At 42.7% G+C, this 17404-nt stretch carries 11 protein-coding genes and 1 pseudogene; 11 read left to right on the top strand and 1 reads right to left on the bottom strand.

All coding sequences use genetic code 11. The features are described 5' to 3' along the window. Positions 1-125 precede the first annotated feature (125 nt). The 4 genes from BWI44_RS13880 to BWI44_RS13865 all read left to right on the top strand — a co-directional run bounded on the left by BWI44_RS13880 (position 126) and on the right by BWI44_RS13865 (position 3998). Positions 126-719 carry an RNA polymerase sigma factor gene (locus BWI44_RS13880; RefSeq protein WP_007659775.1) on the top strand — a complete coding sequence of 198 codons (594 nt, stop codon included), beginning with the start codon at positions 126-128 and terminating at the stop codon, positions 717-719. A gap of 219 nt (positions 720-938) precedes the next feature. Continuing rightward, positions 939-1124 carry a hypothetical protein gene (locus tag BWI44_RS13875; protein WP_007659777.1) on the top strand — a complete coding sequence of 62 codons (186 nt, stop codon included), beginning with the start codon at positions 939-941 and terminating at the stop codon, positions 1122-1124. Between the two features lie 63 nt (positions 1125-1187). After that, positions 1188-1838, top strand: coding sequence for a ribulose-phosphate 3-epimerase (rpe, locus tag BWI44_RS13870; protein ID WP_007659779.1), 651 nt, complete (start codon positions 1188-1190; stop codon positions 1836-1838). A gap of 57 nt (positions 1839-1895) precedes the next feature. Further along, the gene (locus BWI44_RS13865; RefSeq protein ID WP_286814616.1) at positions 1896-3998 is read left to right on the top strand and encodes a ComEC/Rec2 family competence protein; all 2103 of its coding nucleotides are present in this window, start codon (positions 1896-1898) and stop codon (positions 3996-3998) included. Positions 3999-4005: 7 nt separating this feature from the next. Here BWI44_RS13865 and BWI44_RS13855 read toward each other — a convergent pair. Continuing rightward, positions 4006-4532, bottom strand: a pseudogene (locus BWI44_RS13855) (DUF6266 family protein); the annotation flags it as partial. Positions 4533-4895: 363 nt separating this feature from the next. Between BWI44_RS13855 and BWI44_RS13850 the strand changes: the two are divergent. The 7 genes from BWI44_RS13850 to BWI44_RS13820 all read left to right on the top strand — a co-directional run bounded on the left by BWI44_RS13850 (position 4896) and on the right by BWI44_RS13820 (position 17295). Beyond that, positions 4896-5273, top strand: a complete 378-nt coding sequence (locus BWI44_RS13850) for a ribosomal maturation YjgA family protein (RefSeq protein WP_021968326.1) — start codon at positions 4896-4898, stop codon at positions 5271-5273. A 135-nt stretch (positions 5274-5408) separates the two neighbouring features. After that, on the top strand, positions 5409-6638 hold the full coding sequence (locus BWI44_RS13845) for a DUF4934 domain-containing protein (protein ID WP_286814600.1): 1230 nt from the start codon (positions 5409-5411) through the stop codon (positions 6636-6638). Positions 6639-6815: 177 nt separating this feature from the next. Continuing rightward, entirely contained in the window at positions 6816-7889 is a 1074-nt protein-coding gene (locus BWI44_RS13840) for an efflux RND transporter periplasmic adaptor subunit (protein ID WP_138293060.1), read from the top strand. A 13-nt stretch (positions 7890-7902) separates the two neighbouring features. Continuing rightward, entirely contained in the window at positions 7903-10968 is a 3066-nt protein-coding gene (locus BWI44_RS13835) for an efflux RND transporter permease subunit (protein ID WP_195547561.1), read from the top strand. A 4-nt stretch (positions 10969-10972) separates the two neighbouring features. Beyond that, positions 10973-12448 carry a TolC family protein gene (locus BWI44_RS13830; RefSeq protein WP_118216528.1) on the top strand — a complete coding sequence of 492 codons (1476 nt, stop codon included), beginning with the start codon at positions 10973-10975 and terminating at the stop codon, positions 12446-12448. A gap of 47 nt (positions 12449-12495) precedes the next feature. Then, the gene (locus tag BWI44_RS13825; protein ID WP_286814596.1) at positions 12496-15741 is read left to right on the top strand and encodes an efflux RND transporter permease subunit; all 3246 of its coding nucleotides are present in this window, start codon (positions 12496-12498) and stop codon (positions 15739-15741) included. 177 nt (positions 15742-15918) lie between these two features. Further along, entirely contained in the window at positions 15919-17295 is a 1377-nt protein-coding gene (locus BWI44_RS13820) for a hypothetical protein (RefSeq protein ID WP_286814595.1), read from the top strand. Positions 17296-17404: the final 109 nt, after the last annotated feature.

Here is a 17404-nt window from a genome sequence, read left to right as displayed (position 1 = left end):
AGCTCGTAACTTATTGCTTATATTTTTGTTCCTTTCCCAAAATTTTCCTTTCTTTGCACATTATTAACTACTAAACATTGAATGCCTATCGGAATACATTACGCTGAAATCTAAAAACACACGTAATGAAAAAGCAAACAAATGCTACTGACGAAACGTTGGTAGCCCTTTATGCACAAGGTAATAACGAGGCATTCGATATCCTGTTGAACCGTTATAAGGACCGTCTTTATGCGTATATCTATTACACGGTACGTAATGAAGAACTGGCGGAAGATATATTTCAGGAAACTTTCACAAAAGCTATTGTCACTATTCAGCAAGGGCGTTACAATGAAAATGGTAAATTTCCTGCTTGGTTGACCCGTATTGCTCATAATCTTATTATCGACTGTTTTCGTCAGGAAAAACAGGAGAATCTGGTGTCTTGCGATGAAGAAGAACGGAATTTACTGAACAATATCCGTTTGTCCGAAGGGACGGTTGAATCTGAAATCGTAAACCATCAGATCCTTTCAGATGTGCGTCGTTTAATAAAGCACTTGCCGGACGAACAACGTGAGGTCGTACATATGCGTTTTTATCAAGATCTCAGTTTCAAGGAGATAGCTGAGATGACGGGAGTCAGTATCAATACTTCTTTGGGGCGGATGCGTTATGCCATTTTAAACCTGAGACGGATGGCGGAAAAATATGGAATAGCCTTGACCGTAAACTAAAATATTTTATTCAATTTAACTCACGGATTTGCCCGGGCATAGTGGTTTTACATTATGCTCGGGCGGTTTGTCTACAAAACTCATATTTTTTATAGTTTCTCGTATACTATTTTTCTTTCTCTCACGTTCTTATCATATAAAGGAACTCCTATCTCATGACGGGTAGCCTGTGACTTCAGCTTTTAATTTTTAATTATCAATTTTTAATTCAATGAGCCTATGGATAAAAAAACTACTCCTTCCTTTTCTTCTTCATCCGTAAAACCGCGTACATCCGGTGGTACAATATCCGGTGAACGTCCGCAGCCTTCCGAGAAAACTTTGGATTTTCTTCGTAGTCTGGCCCGCAATTACCGGATTGTATCTCAGCTTCCGCAAGGCTTGCAGGGGATAATATTAGGATGAATGAAATCTTTTATCTACATTTGTACGTTATATCTATATATAATCTGTAAAATGTAGTGTATTATGAAACCAATCATAGCTCCTTCAATCCTGTCCGCAGATTTCGCTTATCTGGCAAAGGACCTGGAAATGCTGAACCGCAGTGAAGCCGACTGGGTACATATTGATGTTATGGACGGTGTGTTCGTTCCCAATATATCTTTCGGCTTTCCCGTATTGAAGTACGTGGCAAAGATTTCAAAGAAGCCTTTGGATGTACATCTGATGATAGTACAACCCGAGAAATTCATTCATGAAGTGAAAGCGTTGGGGGCACACACCATGAACGTGCATTTCGAAGCATGTCCGCACCTGCACCGGGTAGTGCAACAAATACGTGAAGCCGGTATGCAACCTGCTGTGACGCTGAATCCTGCTACTCCTGTAGCTATGCTGAAAGATATTATCCAGGATGTATATATGGTGCTGCTGATGAGTGTAAATCCCGGCTTTGGCGGACAGCAATTCATAGAACATACCATTGAGAAAGTACGTGAATTGCGTGCTCTGATAGATAGTACCGGTTCAAAAGCGCTGATCGAGGTGGATGGCGGTGTGAACCTGGAAACAGGTGCCCGTCTGGTGGCTGCCGGTGCTGATGCACTGGTTGCAGGAAATGCGGTCTTTGCCGCTCCTGATCCCGAAGGGATGATACATTCGTTAAAAGAACTCTAACTTTACATTCAGTTGATAAACAACACCCTGCAACGGCATCCTTTCTTACGACTTTTGATGCCGTTGACAGGTGGTATTATATGCGGAGATGCATACTTCTTCCATCAGCGTGCAGAGCTTTCCTTAAATATTCCCGAAGAGACGTCTTATTTGTTTTCCACGTTTTCTCCTGTATGGATTTGTTTGGCAGGTTTCCTTTTACTCTTTTTCGCTTATTTTCTTTCCGGTAAATATCGAATTCATTGGTTGTATGGTCTTTCTGTATTTCTTTGTTGCTTCGGTTTAGGTGCCGGCATATCAGGGGAGCTTTTGCATCGTGTGGTTTTTCCTTTTTCAGGTGATGCAGCGGTCTACCAGGCAGTTATCAGTGAACAACCGGAAATGAAGGAAAAAAGTCTTTTATGTCGGGTTCAGTTAGAAGGGAGAGTGGAAAAAGGGGCTGTGCAGAGAAGTGATCGTGAGCATACTTTCTTATTCTATTTCCCGAAAGATTCTACTACTGCTTCATTGAGCCGGGGAGATAGATTGTGGGTGCGCACCCGACTTACTCCCCCGGTTAATAATGGCAATCCTGATGAATTCGATTATATACGTTATCTTGTCCGTAAAGGTGGTACTGGTACGGCTTATATCCCTGCCGGACATTGGCGGATAGTGGGGCATGATGCTTCTCGTACTCTCCGTCAGATAGTTTCGGATTATCAGGAAAAAGTGTTGGGAATCTATCGTCATTTAGGCTTTCAGGGAGATAATCTGGCTGTACTTTCCGCTCTCACGGTTGGCGACAAAGAAAACCTGAGTGAAGACATCCGGGAGACTTATTCAATAACAGGTGCCAGTCATGTGCTGGCTCTTTCGGGGCTTCATATCGGTTTTTTGTATGCTTTACTCTTTTTTCTTTTGTCTCTTATTTGGAAGCGGTGGAGTTACTTTAAGCCTTTCGGGCTTTTTCTGATTATTCTTTTTTTATGGGGATTTGCCTTCCTAACGGGACTGTCTTCTTCTGTAGTACGTTCTGTTATCATGTTTTCTTTATTAGCGATATCCAGTCTGCAACCGGAGAAACCGTTAACACTGAATACTCTGGCTGCTACTGCTTTTCTGATGCTGCTTTATAATCCGCTTTGGCTGTTTGATGTCGGTTTTCAATTATCTTTTGTTGCAGTAGCTTCTATCTTACTCATTCAACCCAAACTTTATAATTTACTTTCCGTACGATATCGTATTCCTCGTTACATTTGGGGCCTGTTGACAGTTTCTATTGCTGCGCAAATTGGTACGGCTCCTTTGGTTATTCTTTATTTCTCCCGTTTCTCAACTCATTTTCTGCTAACGAACTTGTGGGTAATTCCTATGGTAACGTTGATTTTATATTCTGCTGTTTTTATGCTTATTCTGACTCCTTTCCCTTTTCTGCAGCAAGGATTTGCATCTGTTGTCAATATATTACTAAGTAGCCAGAATAATGTTCTACGCCGTATAGAACAATTTCCCATGTCTTCCATTGATGGACTCTGGACGGAATGTTGGGAAATAATGTTGTTTTATATTTTTCTTTTGTCTCTGTTCAGGAATTTTTCTGTTCGTACCTCCCGTAGTATCTATTTTTCTTTGTGTTGTTTGCTTCTTCTTACTACTTATCATACAGTTTTGGTTAGTTCGTCTGTACCTCAGTGCTGTATTGCCTTTTATAACGTGCGTAACTGTCCTGCTGTCCATTGCCTTGCCGCTAATGGGAAGTCCTGGTTGGCCTGTGCCGATAGCTTGCCGGATGTATCCCGTTTGTATCGTGCGCTTTCTCCGAACTGGAATCATCATCGTCTTTCCACTCCCGAAGTATTGACTGGTGATTATGCTACCTCCGGTTTGGCTTTCCATAACCATATTGTTTCTTATGCCGGCAAGCGAATTTGTTTGCTTCACGATGCCCGCTGGCGGAATAAAATTTCGAGTCATCCTTTAACTATTGATTATCTGTATATTTCTAAAGGTTATAAAGGACGCATCGAAGAACTAACTACCTTGTTCCGTATCCGGACTGTTATTCTGGATACTTCCCTTTCTGATTATCACAGTGACATTCTTAGAGAGGATTGCTCCCGTTTGGCTATTCCTTGTATTTCTTTGAAAGAGAGGGGAGCGCTTTGTATTCCTCTGTAACCATACGCACACTATTTGCTACGCTGCTACCATCAGCACTACGAAAACTGAGATAAGCTATCAGTTCATCATCTTGCCATTCATCAGGAATCATTAGTTCGGCAGTTCCGTCCTGGCGAAAATCGGCTTCGGTGTCATAGACAGCCATTCCTTTGTCTTTGTTGTACGCCAGAACCATGGCTATGTCTGTGTCTTCTGCATTGCCCGTGCCGCTATTATCCTTCCAGTTAAAAACATTTTTTCTTTTCCTTTATTTAGAATCACCTTCTTCAGCATATAGGACATAGCGGCGTTATACGCTGATTTTTCTCCTGTGAATTCTTTATAACCGATACGTATGAAAGGTTTGATTATTCTCAAAAAACTGAATGCCATAGCAAATTTTCCTCGTTGTTCTTGCTGCTTTGGGGTACGAGGGTTGCTGACTTTGGCAGCATGTGCACGTATATAATAGTTTGATTTCCAGTGAACACCTACTATTGTTCCTACTTTCCCGGAGACACCTCCGAGGATGTCTTTTTTGATACTTCCCATAATGTTTTCTCTTTAAATTATTGTTTTTGTTTAGGGTGTGAAAGTATGGAAAAGAAGCACTTTTGTCATCATGCCGGTTATTTTTGCATTTAATTGCAGCGTTTTGCTTAGTTATTCTGAATTTACCGGAAGATTTATTTTTCCGGTATATCATTTATCCCTCTCTATACTTAAGACATACCAACTCCATATTAAGACCGTTTTTTCTCCATGTAGAGGTACCTCTGAGTGGGAAATGTATGGAGCAAGTATGTCTCGGATATTGTTCATACTATAGAATTTCATTCACATTTCTCATCTGAAAATATAAGTTGTAAGAAAATAGATGATATTTTTACAGGCATTATTACGACAAAAGAATTTATGAATACTAAGAATACTACATTTATTGGAAGCCGTTGGTTTTATGCCATCTGTTTTATCGGACTGTTTATTGTTGAAACGCTAATAGCTCTTTTTGTCCGCGATGCCTTTATACGTCCCTATATGGGTGATGTATTGGTAGTGATACTGATATACTGTTTTGCGCGTATATTTATCACTGAACCTTTGCGCGGACTACCGTTATGGATATTCCTGTTTGCTTGTTGCATTGAAGCGTTCCAGTACTTTCAGATTATTACTGTGTTGGGATTACAAGATTGTACGTTAGCAAAGGTCGTATTAGGTACGTCATTTTCGTGGTGGGATATTGTTTGTTATGCAGTGGGGTGTGTGCCTCTGTTTTTTATAAAGAAGTAGTGCCCATTCCTTGTGAATCCCTATTTTAATTGGGCTTTTTAGTTCTTTAACGATAAAACTTAGTTATATAACTAAAAATATTAGTTTATTTGCAGAGATGTTATAAATGTTGAATCTGAAAACACACTAAGAATTATGAGAAAAGGATGGTTATACGCCACAGGTCTGGTTTGTCTGATGGCTGCTTGTACCGGTACTCCGCAATCCTCTGCAGATGGATTATGCTCGATTGATGTGGCAGGTGCTATGGAAAAGCCTGCCGAGTTGAAACTTTCGGAATTGGGAAGCGATGTGCGTTATGTTTTGTTGGAAACCACTGATTCATGCCTGATAGGTGGGAATCCGAATATTCTGTTGCTGGATAAACAGATTGCGGTTGTCTCAGGAAAAAACTGTTTCTTGTTTGATAAGGAAACAGGCAAGTTCTTAACTAAGGTTGGTCATGTGGGAGAAGATCCGGAAGCATATTCAGGACCGGCACCTACGTATAATGATGTGGACGGACTGCTTTACTTTATGCGTCGCCCTGCTACTTTGCAAAAGTATGATATGCAGGGAAAATATCGCGGTAAACTGACTATTCCTACCCCTCCGGCCTCACCGGGAGATTTTTGTTTTACAGATTCATTGGTGATCGGACATTATAATAATCTGGCTATGGGATACAATGCCCGTTCATTATTGTTTTTCAATGAAGCGGGCGAACAGGTAGATACGGTTCCCAGTCTATTTCCGGTATTGCCGGAAAAGGGCGTGCAGGATATTGCCAGCATCAGTGTGATCAAGCAAGGCAATGCGGGTATTGTTTTGAGTAACTTTAAAGATGGGGAAAATTCGGCAAGTATTACAGGTATTCCTTTCTTATGGAAGAGTGATGGAAAAGTACGGTTTAAAGAGAGTTTTAACGATACGATCTATACTGTGGAGAGGAATGGTCTGGTTCCTTATATTGCATTCGCTACCGGTAAATGGCATTGGGGAGCAGAGGCGCGTACCGATTCTAAAGATAACGAAAATCGCTTGTTGGTAGGCTGTATCTTTGAAACAAAAGACAATGTCTTCTTCCAGTGTATTCAGGGACTATATTCAGATCCCAAGACATTCAATGGCATTTATGACCGGAAAGCAAAGACTACCCGTATGTATGCCGAAGCAGATGGCATAACGGATGACCTGAACGGATTTATGGCTTTTCGTCCTAAAGCATGTAGTATGAAGGGAGAATATGGAATGATTATAGACTCCGGAACTGTACTGGAATGGCTGGAAGAAAATCCCGAAGCAGCGGAAAATGACAAGCTCTCAATATTGAAAGAATTGACGGATGATTCTAATCCGATAGTAGCTATTACAGTACCCAAATAAAAAATGGCATGTATCCTTGTCCACCCCTTTTGGGGTGGACAAAAATGTATTTATTTGATAATTAGAAAAATAATGCTTTAAAAGCAATCTGTTTTTGTCCACATATCTATAATGACTTATAATCGAAAAACGACTAATTTTGCATACATTAAGTGTAAACGGAAAAACTAATATCGAATGATAAAGACACAGAACTATCGGCTTTTGCTCTGCCTGGCACTATTTGTACTGGCAGCATGCTCCGGTGCGAAAAAAGAAGAAGCTGCCGACGAAGGAGTGGCAACCGTATTGCCGGATGAGAAAAATGAAGTGACCGTGACGACCTTAAAACGGCAAACCTTCAACCATGAACTGGTAAGCAACGGTAAGGTAGTAGCTGGAGGAATGGCAGATTTGCGTTTTGAAAGTTCGGGGATCGTGGCACAGATTTATGTGAAAAACGGTGACCGGGTACATAAAGGACAAAAACTGGCGGAACTGGATAAATTCCGTTTGAAGAATAAGACCGCCCAAACCAAGGATGCTTTGGAGAAAGCGAAATTAGAATTGCAGGATGTATTGATCGGTCAGGGTTATGCGGCAGATGATACAGCCAAGGTGCCCGACGATATTATGCAGTTGGCAAGAGTGAAGAGCGGTTATGATCAAACCCTTTCCCAATACGAACTGGCTAAATATGAAGAAGAGCATGCTACGTTGGTTGCTCCTTTCGATGGAGTGGTGGCCAATCTCTTTTCTAAGCCATACAATGCAGCAAACACTTCCGATACTTTCTGTTCCATTATCGGGACACAGGGCATGGAAGCGGATTTTACTGTATTGGAGAGTGAACTTCCCCTTATTAAGAGTGGAGATAAAGTCGTTGTGACTCCTTATGCCGATCCTGCTGCAAAATATGAGGGGCGTATTTCAGAAATCAATCCCCTAGTGGACGACAAGGGTATGGTAAAGGTGAAAGCCATTGTCAGCGGACAGGGCAAACTGTTTAATGGCATGAATATTCGGGTGAATGTGCATCGCTCGCTTGGCGAACAGTTGGTCATTCCTAAGAGTTCCGTGGTGCTGCGTTCCGGTAAGCAAGTGGTCTTCACGTTGAAAGATAATAAAGCCAAATGGAATTACGTACAGACAGTATTGGAGAATTCAGAGAATTATACCATTGTGGAGGATGAAGTGCATGAAGGAGACGTGGTGATTGTGACGGGTAATGTAAACCTGGCTCATGAGGCACCGGTGATAATTAAAAATTAATAATTAAAGGGGGATGGTTAAGTTTCTGGTACATCGGCCCATTGCCGTATTAATGGCGTTTACCGCGTGTTTTATTGTCGGTCTGGTGACGTATTTCACGTTGCCGGTATCTTTGTTGCCGGACATTGCCATTCCGGAGATTACAGTACAAATCTCGGCACAGAATACTTCAGCCCGTGAGTTGGAGAATACTGTGGTAAAACCGTTGCGGCAACAGTTGATTCAAGTGGCACGCCTGAAAGACATGGACAGCGAAGCGCGGGATGGGGCAGGGCTTATCCGCCTGAGTTTTGATTTTGGCACGAATACCGACCTGGCTTTTATAGAGGTGAACGAGAAGATCGATGCTGCCATGAACTACCTGCCTAAGGATACTGAACGCCCTAAAGTAGTGAAGGCAAGCGCTACTGATATTCCGGTATTTTACCTTAACCTCACTTTAAAGAATGACAGTGCTTACAGGCAAACCGACGAACGGGCATTTCTTGATTTATGTGAGTTTGCTGAGAATGTTATTAAACGCCGTATTGAGCAACTGACAGAAGTGGCAATGGTGGATGTCACCGGCTTGGTGGAACGGCAACTACAGATTGTACCGGATAAAAATAAACTTGCAGTTCTGGGACTCTCCATTCAGGATGTGGAAACAGCGCTTGCGCAGAATAATGTGGAACCGGGCAGCATGATCGTGCGCGACGGATATTACGAATACAATATCAAATTCTCTACTTTGCTGCGCACGGAAGATGATGTGAAAAATATCCTTATTAATAAAGAAGGCCGTATTATCCGCCTGGAGGAATTTTGTGAGATCGGCGTTGTTTCCGTCAAGGAGAAAGGGATCTCCATGAGCAATGGTAAGCGGGCAGTGACACTGGCCATCATCAAGCAGGCGGACGAGAATATGGATGACATGAAGGAGGCTATCGGCGGCACTATGGACTATTTTCAGAGTGTATATCCGGATATCGAGTTCAGTGTCAGTCGCAACCAGACGGAATTGCTGGATTATACCATCTCCAATTTGCAACAGAACCTTTCGTTGGGCTTCCTCTTTATCTGCATTGTAGCTGTCCTTTTTCTGGGGGATGTTAAATCACCGTTCATCATCGGATTGAGTATGGTGGTTTCCATTGTTATCTGTTTCCTCTTCTTTTATCTGTTCAAGATGTCCCTGAATATCATATCCCTTTCCGGACTGATTCTGGCGTTGGGTATGATGATTGATAGTTCCATTATTGTAACTGAGAATATTTCGCAATACCGGGAGCGGGGGTATTCGTTGAGGCGTGCATGTATTGCGGGTACCAGTGAGGTGGTTACACCTATGCTTAGTTCCTCATTGACTACGATAGCGGTATTCGTGCCGTTGATTTTCATGAGTGGTATTGCCGGTGCTATCTTCTATGATCAGGCTTTTTCTGTAACAGTGGGGCTGATGGTATCTTATTTTACAGGTATCATGCTGTTGCCGGTGCTCTATATGCTGGTATACCGCACAGGGCTGCGTAAGTCATGGTTCTCGCGTATCCGTATCAATAATCCTATAAAGGATCATACGCTCGACCGCTTTTACGATGCAGGAGTCGATTTTATATTTGCCCATAAAACGGCAAGTGTGCTATTCTGTATCATTTCTATTCCCTTGTGCGTATTTATGTTCTATTTCATAGGTAAGGAACGTATGCCGGAAATAGATCAGAATGAGCTGATTGCCCGTGTGGAATGGAATGAGAATATCCATGTGGACGAAAACCGCCACAGGGTAAATGTTTTATTTGAGACATTGAGAGAAGGGACAGTGGAGCAAACCGCCGCTATCGGACAACAAGATTATCTTTTAAATCGGGAACAGGCTCTTTCCTCTTCGGAAGCCGAGCTTTACTTTAAGACAAAAGACCCCTCGGAAATAGCTTTTTTACAAGAAAAAGTCTATCGATTGCTCAAGTCAGAGTATCCATTGGCTGTTGTCTCTTTTTCGCCTCCTGAAACGGTGTTTGAGAAACTGTTTGTGACGGGAGAAGCAGATATTGTGGCTGAACTCTATTCCCGCAATAAGGAAAAAGTGCCGACTGCTGATGAATTGCGTGGTCTGGAGAATGAATTTATAACTCGCACGGGATATGCTCCTACAGGTATTGCTTTTGAAAATCAGTTGAATATCCGCATTAATAAGGAAAAACTATTACTGTATAATGTTTCGTATGATGAGCTGTATCGTGTGCTGAAAACTGCTTTCAAAGAGAACAGTGTGGCGACTCTTCACTCTTATCAGCAATATCTGCCGATCAGTATTGTAGGAGAGGAGCAGACAGTGAACACTATTTTGCAAGAGACACTGGTGCAGACACGGGCGGACAAGGACGGTGTTGAATATCTGCCTTTGCGTGAACTGGTATCGGTGGTGACGGCGGAAGACTTGAAGGCCATAACTGCAGGACGTAACGGAGAGTATGTTCCTTTCCGCTTCTACGAGGTGCAAAAAGCAGAACCACTGATGCAGCAAGTGAAAGAAGTTGCGGATGCTACCGGAGATTGGGATACAGCTTTCTCAGGAAGTTTCTTTTCCAATCGCAAGATGTTGGATGAACTGGTAGTCATTCTGTTTATTTCTATTCTGTTGATGTATTTTATTCTGGCGGCACAGTTCGAGAGTTTTGTGCAACCGCTTGTCGTACTGCTTGAAATACCGATAGACGTAGCATTTGCCCTGGTACTGCTGTGGATATGCGGACATACGCTGAATCTGATGTCTGCTATCGGCTTAATCGTAACGTGCGGTATCATTATCAATGACTCTATCTTGAAACTTGATGCGATCAATGAATTGCGTAAGACGGGGATACCACTTCTGGAAGCTATCCATGAGGCGGGAAGGCGCAGGTTGCGCCCCATTATTATGACTTCGCTGACTACCATCTTTGCTATGGTGCCGTTGTTATTCTCTTTCGATATGGGATCGGAATTGCAGAAACCGCTTTCTATTGCTATGATTGGGGCGATGTTTATCGGTACACTGGTCAGTCTGTTCATTATTCCTTTGATATATTGGTTTATTTACCGGAACAAAAAAGCTTGATACAATGAAGAAACTTAGTTTGATAATTCTATTCGGACTTTCTCTGATACTTCCTGCCATTGCGCAGCAGCAGATAACGCTGGATTTGCAACGAACCATTACCATGGCAAACGACAGTTCGCTGGAAGCTTTCCGTACCAAAAATATGTATCTGTCCGGCTATTGGGCGTACCGCACTTATAAGGCAAACCGTTTGCCGAGCTTGACTCTGAATATGACCCCTGCACAATACAACCGTGACATTACAAAACGTTATGACTCTGAGCAAGACTTGGATATTTACCGTAGTCAACAATCTTTCTATGCATACGGTAATCTGGCCATCAAACAAAATTTTGACTTGACCGGCGGTACGTTCTATCTGGATACGGAGTTGGGGTATATGCGCAGCTTTGGTTCTAATAGTTACACCCAGTATACCAGTGTTCCTATACGTGTAGGCTATTCACAAAGTCTGGTAGGTTATAATCCTTTCCGCTGGGAACGGAAAATAGAACCGCTGAAATATGAAAAGGTAAAGAAAGAGTATATCTATAATGCCGAACAGGTGTCCGAACAAGCCACTACCTACTTCTTTGAACTGGCTATGGCGCAAGCTGAATATGATCTGGCAAAAGAAAATGTTGCTTCTTCCGATACGCTTTATCGCATCGGTATGCAACGCCTGAAGATAGCCTCTATCAGTCGTGCAGACCTTCTGACACTGAAGCTGGACGTTGTGAACGCCCGCAATACTTTGCAAAATGCAGAGAGTTCATTGAAGCGTGCCATGTTCTCATTGGCTTCTTTCCTTAATTTGGAAAAGAATACAGAAATACGGCTTGTCCTTCCCAGCCGTCCCGGAGAACTGACTATTCCGGTAGATGCTGCTTTGGATGCTGCGCGTACAAACAATCCCAATTTCCTGGGTTTGCGTCAGGATGTATTGGAGGCTGAACAGAATGTGGACAAGACTAGAAAAGAGTCCCGCTTCAATGCCAGTATCAATGCCAGTGTCGGTTTCAATCAGGTGGCAGAGAAGTTTGGCGAAGCCTACAATCGACCCATGCAACAGGAGATGGTTTCTGTCAGCGTTTCTATCCCTTTAGTGGACTGGGGGGTGCGTAAAGGCAAATACAATATGGCTCGTAATAACCTGAATGTGATAAAGACCTCTTCCCGCCAGAGCGAGATCAGCATTGAAGAAGAAGTCATTATGACCGTGAGCGATTTCAATGTCCAGCAAGATCTGGTGACAAGTGCCGAGGAAGCCCTCGATCTCTCTATCCTGGCATATAATGAAACCCGTCAACGCTTCATCATCGGCAAAGCCGACATCAGCAGCCTTACCCTGTCATTGAACCGTCAGCAAGAGGCCCAGCGCAACTATATATCGGCTCTGAAGAACTATTGGCTGAACTACTACAAAATCCGCAAACTGACCTTGCATGATTTTGCCAGTGGCTTCTCCCTTTCCGACAAGTTCGACTATAGCCATTAATCCTGCGTTGGTCGTGGCTATTAATCTTTAATTGTTAATTTTTAATTATGCAACGTCTCTCTCCTTTCACCCTCATCGTCACCTTTGTCTGTCTGGCACTGGTAGGTTTGGCTCTGGTTCCGATGCTTCCGGTCAAGCTGAACCCGTCGCGTACATTGCCGGGCTTCACGGTGCGCTTCAGTATGCCGGGCACTTCGTCGCGGGTGGTGGAAATGGAGGCGACGAGCAAACTGGAATCCATGTTGGCCCGTATCAAAGGGGTAAAGGCCATGTATTCTACTTCCGGTAACGGTTATGGCTCGATAACGGTAGATTTGGATAAACATGCGGATGTGGATGCAGTACGTTTTGAAGCTTCCACAATCATTCGACAGACGTGGTCGCAATTACCTTCCGGAGTGAGCTATCCGTATATCGATATGAAAGTACCCGATGAGAATGCATCCCGCCCGTTTCTTTCGTTTACACTGAATGCACCCTCCACGCCTATACTGATACAACAATATGCAGAAGAGCATATCAAGCCCCGATTGGCTCAACTTCAAGGCATTTATAAGATTGATTTAAGTGGCGCTACTCCGATGGAGTGGCGGTTGGAGTATGACAGTGAACAACTACGGACCTTGGGTGTCAGTATCTCAGATATCCGTCAGGCCATCCAGTTACACTATAATAAGGAGTTTCTGGGTACGCACAACATGGATACGCCCGAAGGCAAACAATGGATACGCTTGGTGTTGGTGCCGGATGGAGTCAGTGGGCGGTTCGATCCTTCGGATATCACTGTGACGGCTTCCGACGGAAAAATCATCCACTTGGATGAACTCGTGAAGGTGGCTCATGTGGAAGAAGATCCTCAAAGTTATTATCGTATCAATGGTTTGAATTCCATTTATATGTCGATCACAGCGGTGGAAACTGCCAATCAGTTGCAATTGAGCAATGAAGTAATGGCGGAAATGGAAGATATACGCCTGACATTGCCTCCCGGCTATGAGGTGCATACCAGTTATGATGCTACGGAATATATTCGTGAAGAACTTAATAAAATTTATTTCCGTACCGGATTGACAGTACTTATTTTGCTGGTGTTTGTCTGGATTATCACATTGAATCTGAAATATCTGCTTCTCATAGTTACCAGTTTGGTAATAAACATTGCCGTTGCAGTTATTTTCTACTATATGTTCGGTCTGGAGATGCAATTGTATTCATTGGCAGGGATTACTGTGTCCTTGAACCTTGTGATAGACAGTACTATCGTTATGACCGACCATATCTTGCACCGGCGTAATTTGAAAGCATTTATGTCTGTGCTGGCGGCTACTTTGACCACGATGGGGGCTTTAGTCATCATTTTCTTTCTGGACGAGAAGATCCGGCTGAATTTGCAGGATTTTGCTGCTGTAGTGATTATTAACCTGGCAGTTTCTCTTTTTGTTGCTCTTTTCTTTGTACCGGCTATGATTGAAAAGATTAGTTTGGTGAAGAAATCTTCAAAGAAGACCTTGCGGCACAAAAACAGGCGAATGGTATTTCGTCCTTATCAGTGGTTGCAGAATGCGAAGCAATGGATGCACCGGCATATATGTATTCGCAGGTTGACTGTTTATTTTACCCATTTCTATCAGGCGCTTATTCGTTTTCTTCTCCGTTGGCGGGTGGCGGTGTGCATTGTGCTGTTGCTGGGGTTCGGATTGCCGGTCTTCCTTCTTCCTGAGAAGTTGGAAGGAGAAGGTAAATGGGAAGAAAGGTATAATAAGACATTGGGATCTTCTACCTATAAGGAAAAAGTGAAACCTATAGTGGATAAGGCTTTAGGCGGAAGCTTACGGCTGTTCGTTCAGAAGGTATACGAAGGAAGCTATTTTAGTCGTAATGAGGAAGTTGTGCTTTATGCCAATGCCAATCTGCCAAATGGAAGTACGCTGGAGCAAATGAATACATTGGTGAAGCGCGTAGAGACTTATCTTACTGGTTTTAAGGAGATCAAGCAGTTCCATACTTCTGTGTATAATGCACGTAGAGGGAATATTCAGATTTACTTTAAGAAAGAATACCAGCATAGCGGTTTCCCGTATACACTGAAAGCAAATCTGATAGGTAAAGTTTCCGAACTGGGTGGCGGTAGCTGGGATGTATATGGCCTGCAAGATCAGGGATTCAGTAATGACGTTCGTGAAAGCGCAGGTTCTTATCGTATCAAGATGTACGGTTATAATTACGATGAACTTTATGCATGGGCCGAGAAACTGAAAGAAGTATTGCTTTCGCACCGCCGCATAAAAGAGGTATTTATTAAGTCGGAATTCTCTTGGTGGAAAGATGATTATCAGGAATTCTATTTCAACTTGAATAAGGAACGCATGGCTCAGGAAGGTATTGATGCACAACACCTGTTTGCAGCTATTCAGCCGATATTCGGTAAGAACATGCAGGTGGGTTCGGTCATGACGGAAAGTGGCACGGAGAGTGTGAAACTTTCTTCACGTCAGTCACGTGATTATGATGTGTGGGCTATGCAGTTCTTTCCGTATGGTGCGGATGATGGAAAGCACTATAAGCTTTCCGAATTGGCTACGGTGGAAAAGGGGCAGATGCCGCAGCAGATAGCCAAAGAGAACCAGCAATACCGTCTTTGTCTGCAATATGAATATATCGGTTCGTACGAACAAGGTAATAAGATACAGAAGCGGGACTTGGAAGAGTTTAATAAGCTGCTTCCAATGGGATATACAGCCGAGTCGGATAGCCAGTCGTGGGCATGGAACAAGAAAGATAATAAGCAATATCTGTTGTTGTTGGTTGTGATTGCTATTATTTTCTTTACGACGAGTGTGCTGTTCAATTCGTTAAAACAACCTTTGGCTATCATTTTCGTCATTCCGGTATCTTATATCGGTGTATTCCTCACATTCTACTGGTTCCGCCTGAATTTCGACCAGGGAGGTTTTGCATCCTTTGTATTGCTTTGTGGCATTACCGTGAATGCCAGTATTTATATTTTGAATGAGTATAACAGTATTCGCCGCCGCTTTCCGCGCCTTTCCATGCTTCGTGCTTATACAAAGGCATGGAATGCTAAAATAGTGCCTATTTTCCTCACGGTAGTTTCCACGATTCTGGGTTTCATCCCTTTCATGGTGGGGACGGAGAAAGAGGCTTTCTGGTTCCCATTGGCGTCGGGTACTATTGGTGGGTTAATCATGTCTATTATCGGTATTTTCTTCTTTTTACCGGTGTTCTGTTTACCGAGAAAGAAAATACTCAAATCAAAACTGCATAAAGCTTAGAGGAAATTCATCTACAGAAATACTAAGGCATACTGGCAGAAATGTAAGTTTGAAATGGATGATGTTTATGAAAATCAGTATATTTGTAGCATCATACATGAATAATAACCTATGCATATTATATTGAAACTACTATTGCTACGGGAACGGCTGTTTTGTTTGTTATTTCTTTTCGGGATGACTGTACTTGCGGCATCTTGTCAGCACTCTGAAAGGGAAGTTTCTGTTCGTCGCACTACGACTTTAAGAGCTGCCGACACAGTACAAAGCCCGTCGTTGAAGGGTCTTATCTATTGCTATTATGGTCGTCAAGACCTAAATAGGGGGCACTCTGAGGATGCATTGCATTATTTCTCGCAAGCAGCCGGGTTATTCAAACAGAAGTCTTTGACAGGGTCTTATGCCAATGCTTTGCGAAATATGGGGCGTGCCTATCTTTTATCTTTCCGTCCGGATAGTGCTTTATATTGTTACTTGCAGGCGCAAGAGGCTGTAGCTGACTTCGATCCCATCTTATTTATGGATATTTCTACCGAATTATCCATTATTTGCCGGAATGTGGAAGATTGGGAAGAAGCTAAACGGCAAATGCTTCAATATCGTAGGAGATCGGCAACAGACGAACTTCCGATGCGACGGTCTTCTATGATAGGGATGTTCCTGATAAAGGAGGATTTTATGAATGGAAGGAAGCGGAGCCTGAGTGCATTACAAAGTGAAGAGTTTAAGATAAAAGATTATCGCCGGTTCGCTTCAGAATATCAGGAACTTTATATGGATTGGTATCGGATGAATGAAGGTCAGCAGGAATTGGATCGTGATATAAAGGAGAAATACAATAATGAAGTTCTGAAGAATGAAAACCAGAGGATTAGGAATGAGTTGCTGAGCCGTAAGGTATGGTTGTTGTCTATCGGTTTCGGAGCAATGTTTTTGGTTGTAATTGGTTTTGTGTCTTTCCATTTATATAAACGGGATGTTCAGAGGCGTATCGAAAGTTTGCTTGCCCGTCTGAAAGAGAATGAGAAACAATTGGATGAAGGAAGGGTGGAATCGGAAGAAGAACGAGAGCAATTGTTACAGGAGAATAAAGAGTTGTCTCAACAGATAGAAAGGTTGGCCGTCCGGCAAAAGGATAAGGATGAACTGAACTCTTGTTTGCAGAAACTGAATATATCCTATACAAAACAACTGAAAGAATATCAGGAAATTCATTCGTTATTGCCTGTTGAGCGTACACTTGCACTGAGTCGGTTATGTCAGTTGCGTTGCCAGCCGGTGTGTGGGTTGGTGAAATCGGATGAGGAATGGGTGGAGATATTTGCCATAATCGATACCTTTTATGGTGATATATCGGCAAAACTGGATGATTATAAACTTGGCATGCAGGAACGGAGGATCTGTTATCTTATCCGTGCCGGCTTCACTAATGCCATGATTGCTACTGTTACTAATGTGACTGTCGATGCTATTGCGAAGTCGAAGCAACGTATGAAGAGCAAGTTTTTGCTGCCTGGGGGTGATACTTTTGATGATTTTATACGGAAATTGTAGAGAATAAGGAGAATATTTTGTCCGGTTGATGCTCTTCTTTTTGCTTTAATTCTTGGGTTAATGTATTGATTTTTAGTGTTATAATCTATTTGTTTTTTGTCCGGTATCT

Source organism: Bacteroides sp. Phil13 (genome assembly GCF_001940965.1).
Classification (GTDB): Bacteria; Bacteroidota; Bacteroidia; order Bacteroidales; family Bacteroidaceae; genus Bacteroides; species Bacteroides intestinalis.
The sequence above is the reverse complement of the archived record's forward strand: the minus strand, read 5'-3'. Positions and strand labels throughout refer to the sequence as shown.

Bases quoted from the DNA above. Each gene is read 5' to 3' on its own strand.
- BWI44_RS13880 (WP_007659775.1), top strand. From the start codon at position 126: ATGAAAAAGCAAACAAATGCTACTGACGAAACGTTGGTAGCCCTTTAT.
- BWI44_RS13875 (WP_007659777.1), top strand. From the start codon at position 939: ATGGATAAAAAAACTACTCCTTCCTTTTCTTCTTCATCCGTAAAACCG.
- rpe (WP_007659779.1), top strand. From the start codon at position 1,188: ATGAAACCAATCATAGCTCCTTCAATCCTGTCCGCAGATTTCGCTTAT.
- BWI44_RS13865 (WP_286814616.1), top strand. From the start codon at position 1,896: ATGCCGTTGACAGGTGGTATTATATGCGGAGATGCATACTTCTTCCAT.
- BWI44_RS13850 (WP_021968326.1), top strand. From the start codon at position 4,896: ATGAATACTAAGAATACTACATTTATTGGAAGCCGTTGGTTTTATGCC.
- BWI44_RS13845 (WP_286814600.1), top strand. From the start codon at position 5,409: ATGAGAAAAGGATGGTTATACGCCACAGGTCTGGTTTGTCTGATGGCT.
- BWI44_RS13840 (WP_138293060.1), top strand. From the start codon at position 6,816: ATGATAAAGACACAGAACTATCGGCTTTTGCTCTGCCTGGCACTATTT.
- BWI44_RS13835 (WP_195547561.1), top strand. From the start codon at position 7,903: ATGGTTAAGTTTCTGGTACATCGGCCCATTGCCGTATTAATGGCGTTT.
- BWI44_RS13830 (WP_118216528.1), top strand. From the start codon at position 10,973: ATGAAGAAACTTAGTTTGATAATTCTATTCGGACTTTCTCTGATACTT.
- BWI44_RS13825 (WP_286814596.1), top strand. From the start codon at position 12,496: ATGCAACGTCTCTCTCCTTTCACCCTCATCGTCACCTTTGTCTGTCTG.
- BWI44_RS13820 (WP_286814595.1), top strand. From the start codon at position 15,919: ATGACTGTACTTGCGGCATCTTGTCAGCACTCTGAAAGGGAAGTTTCT.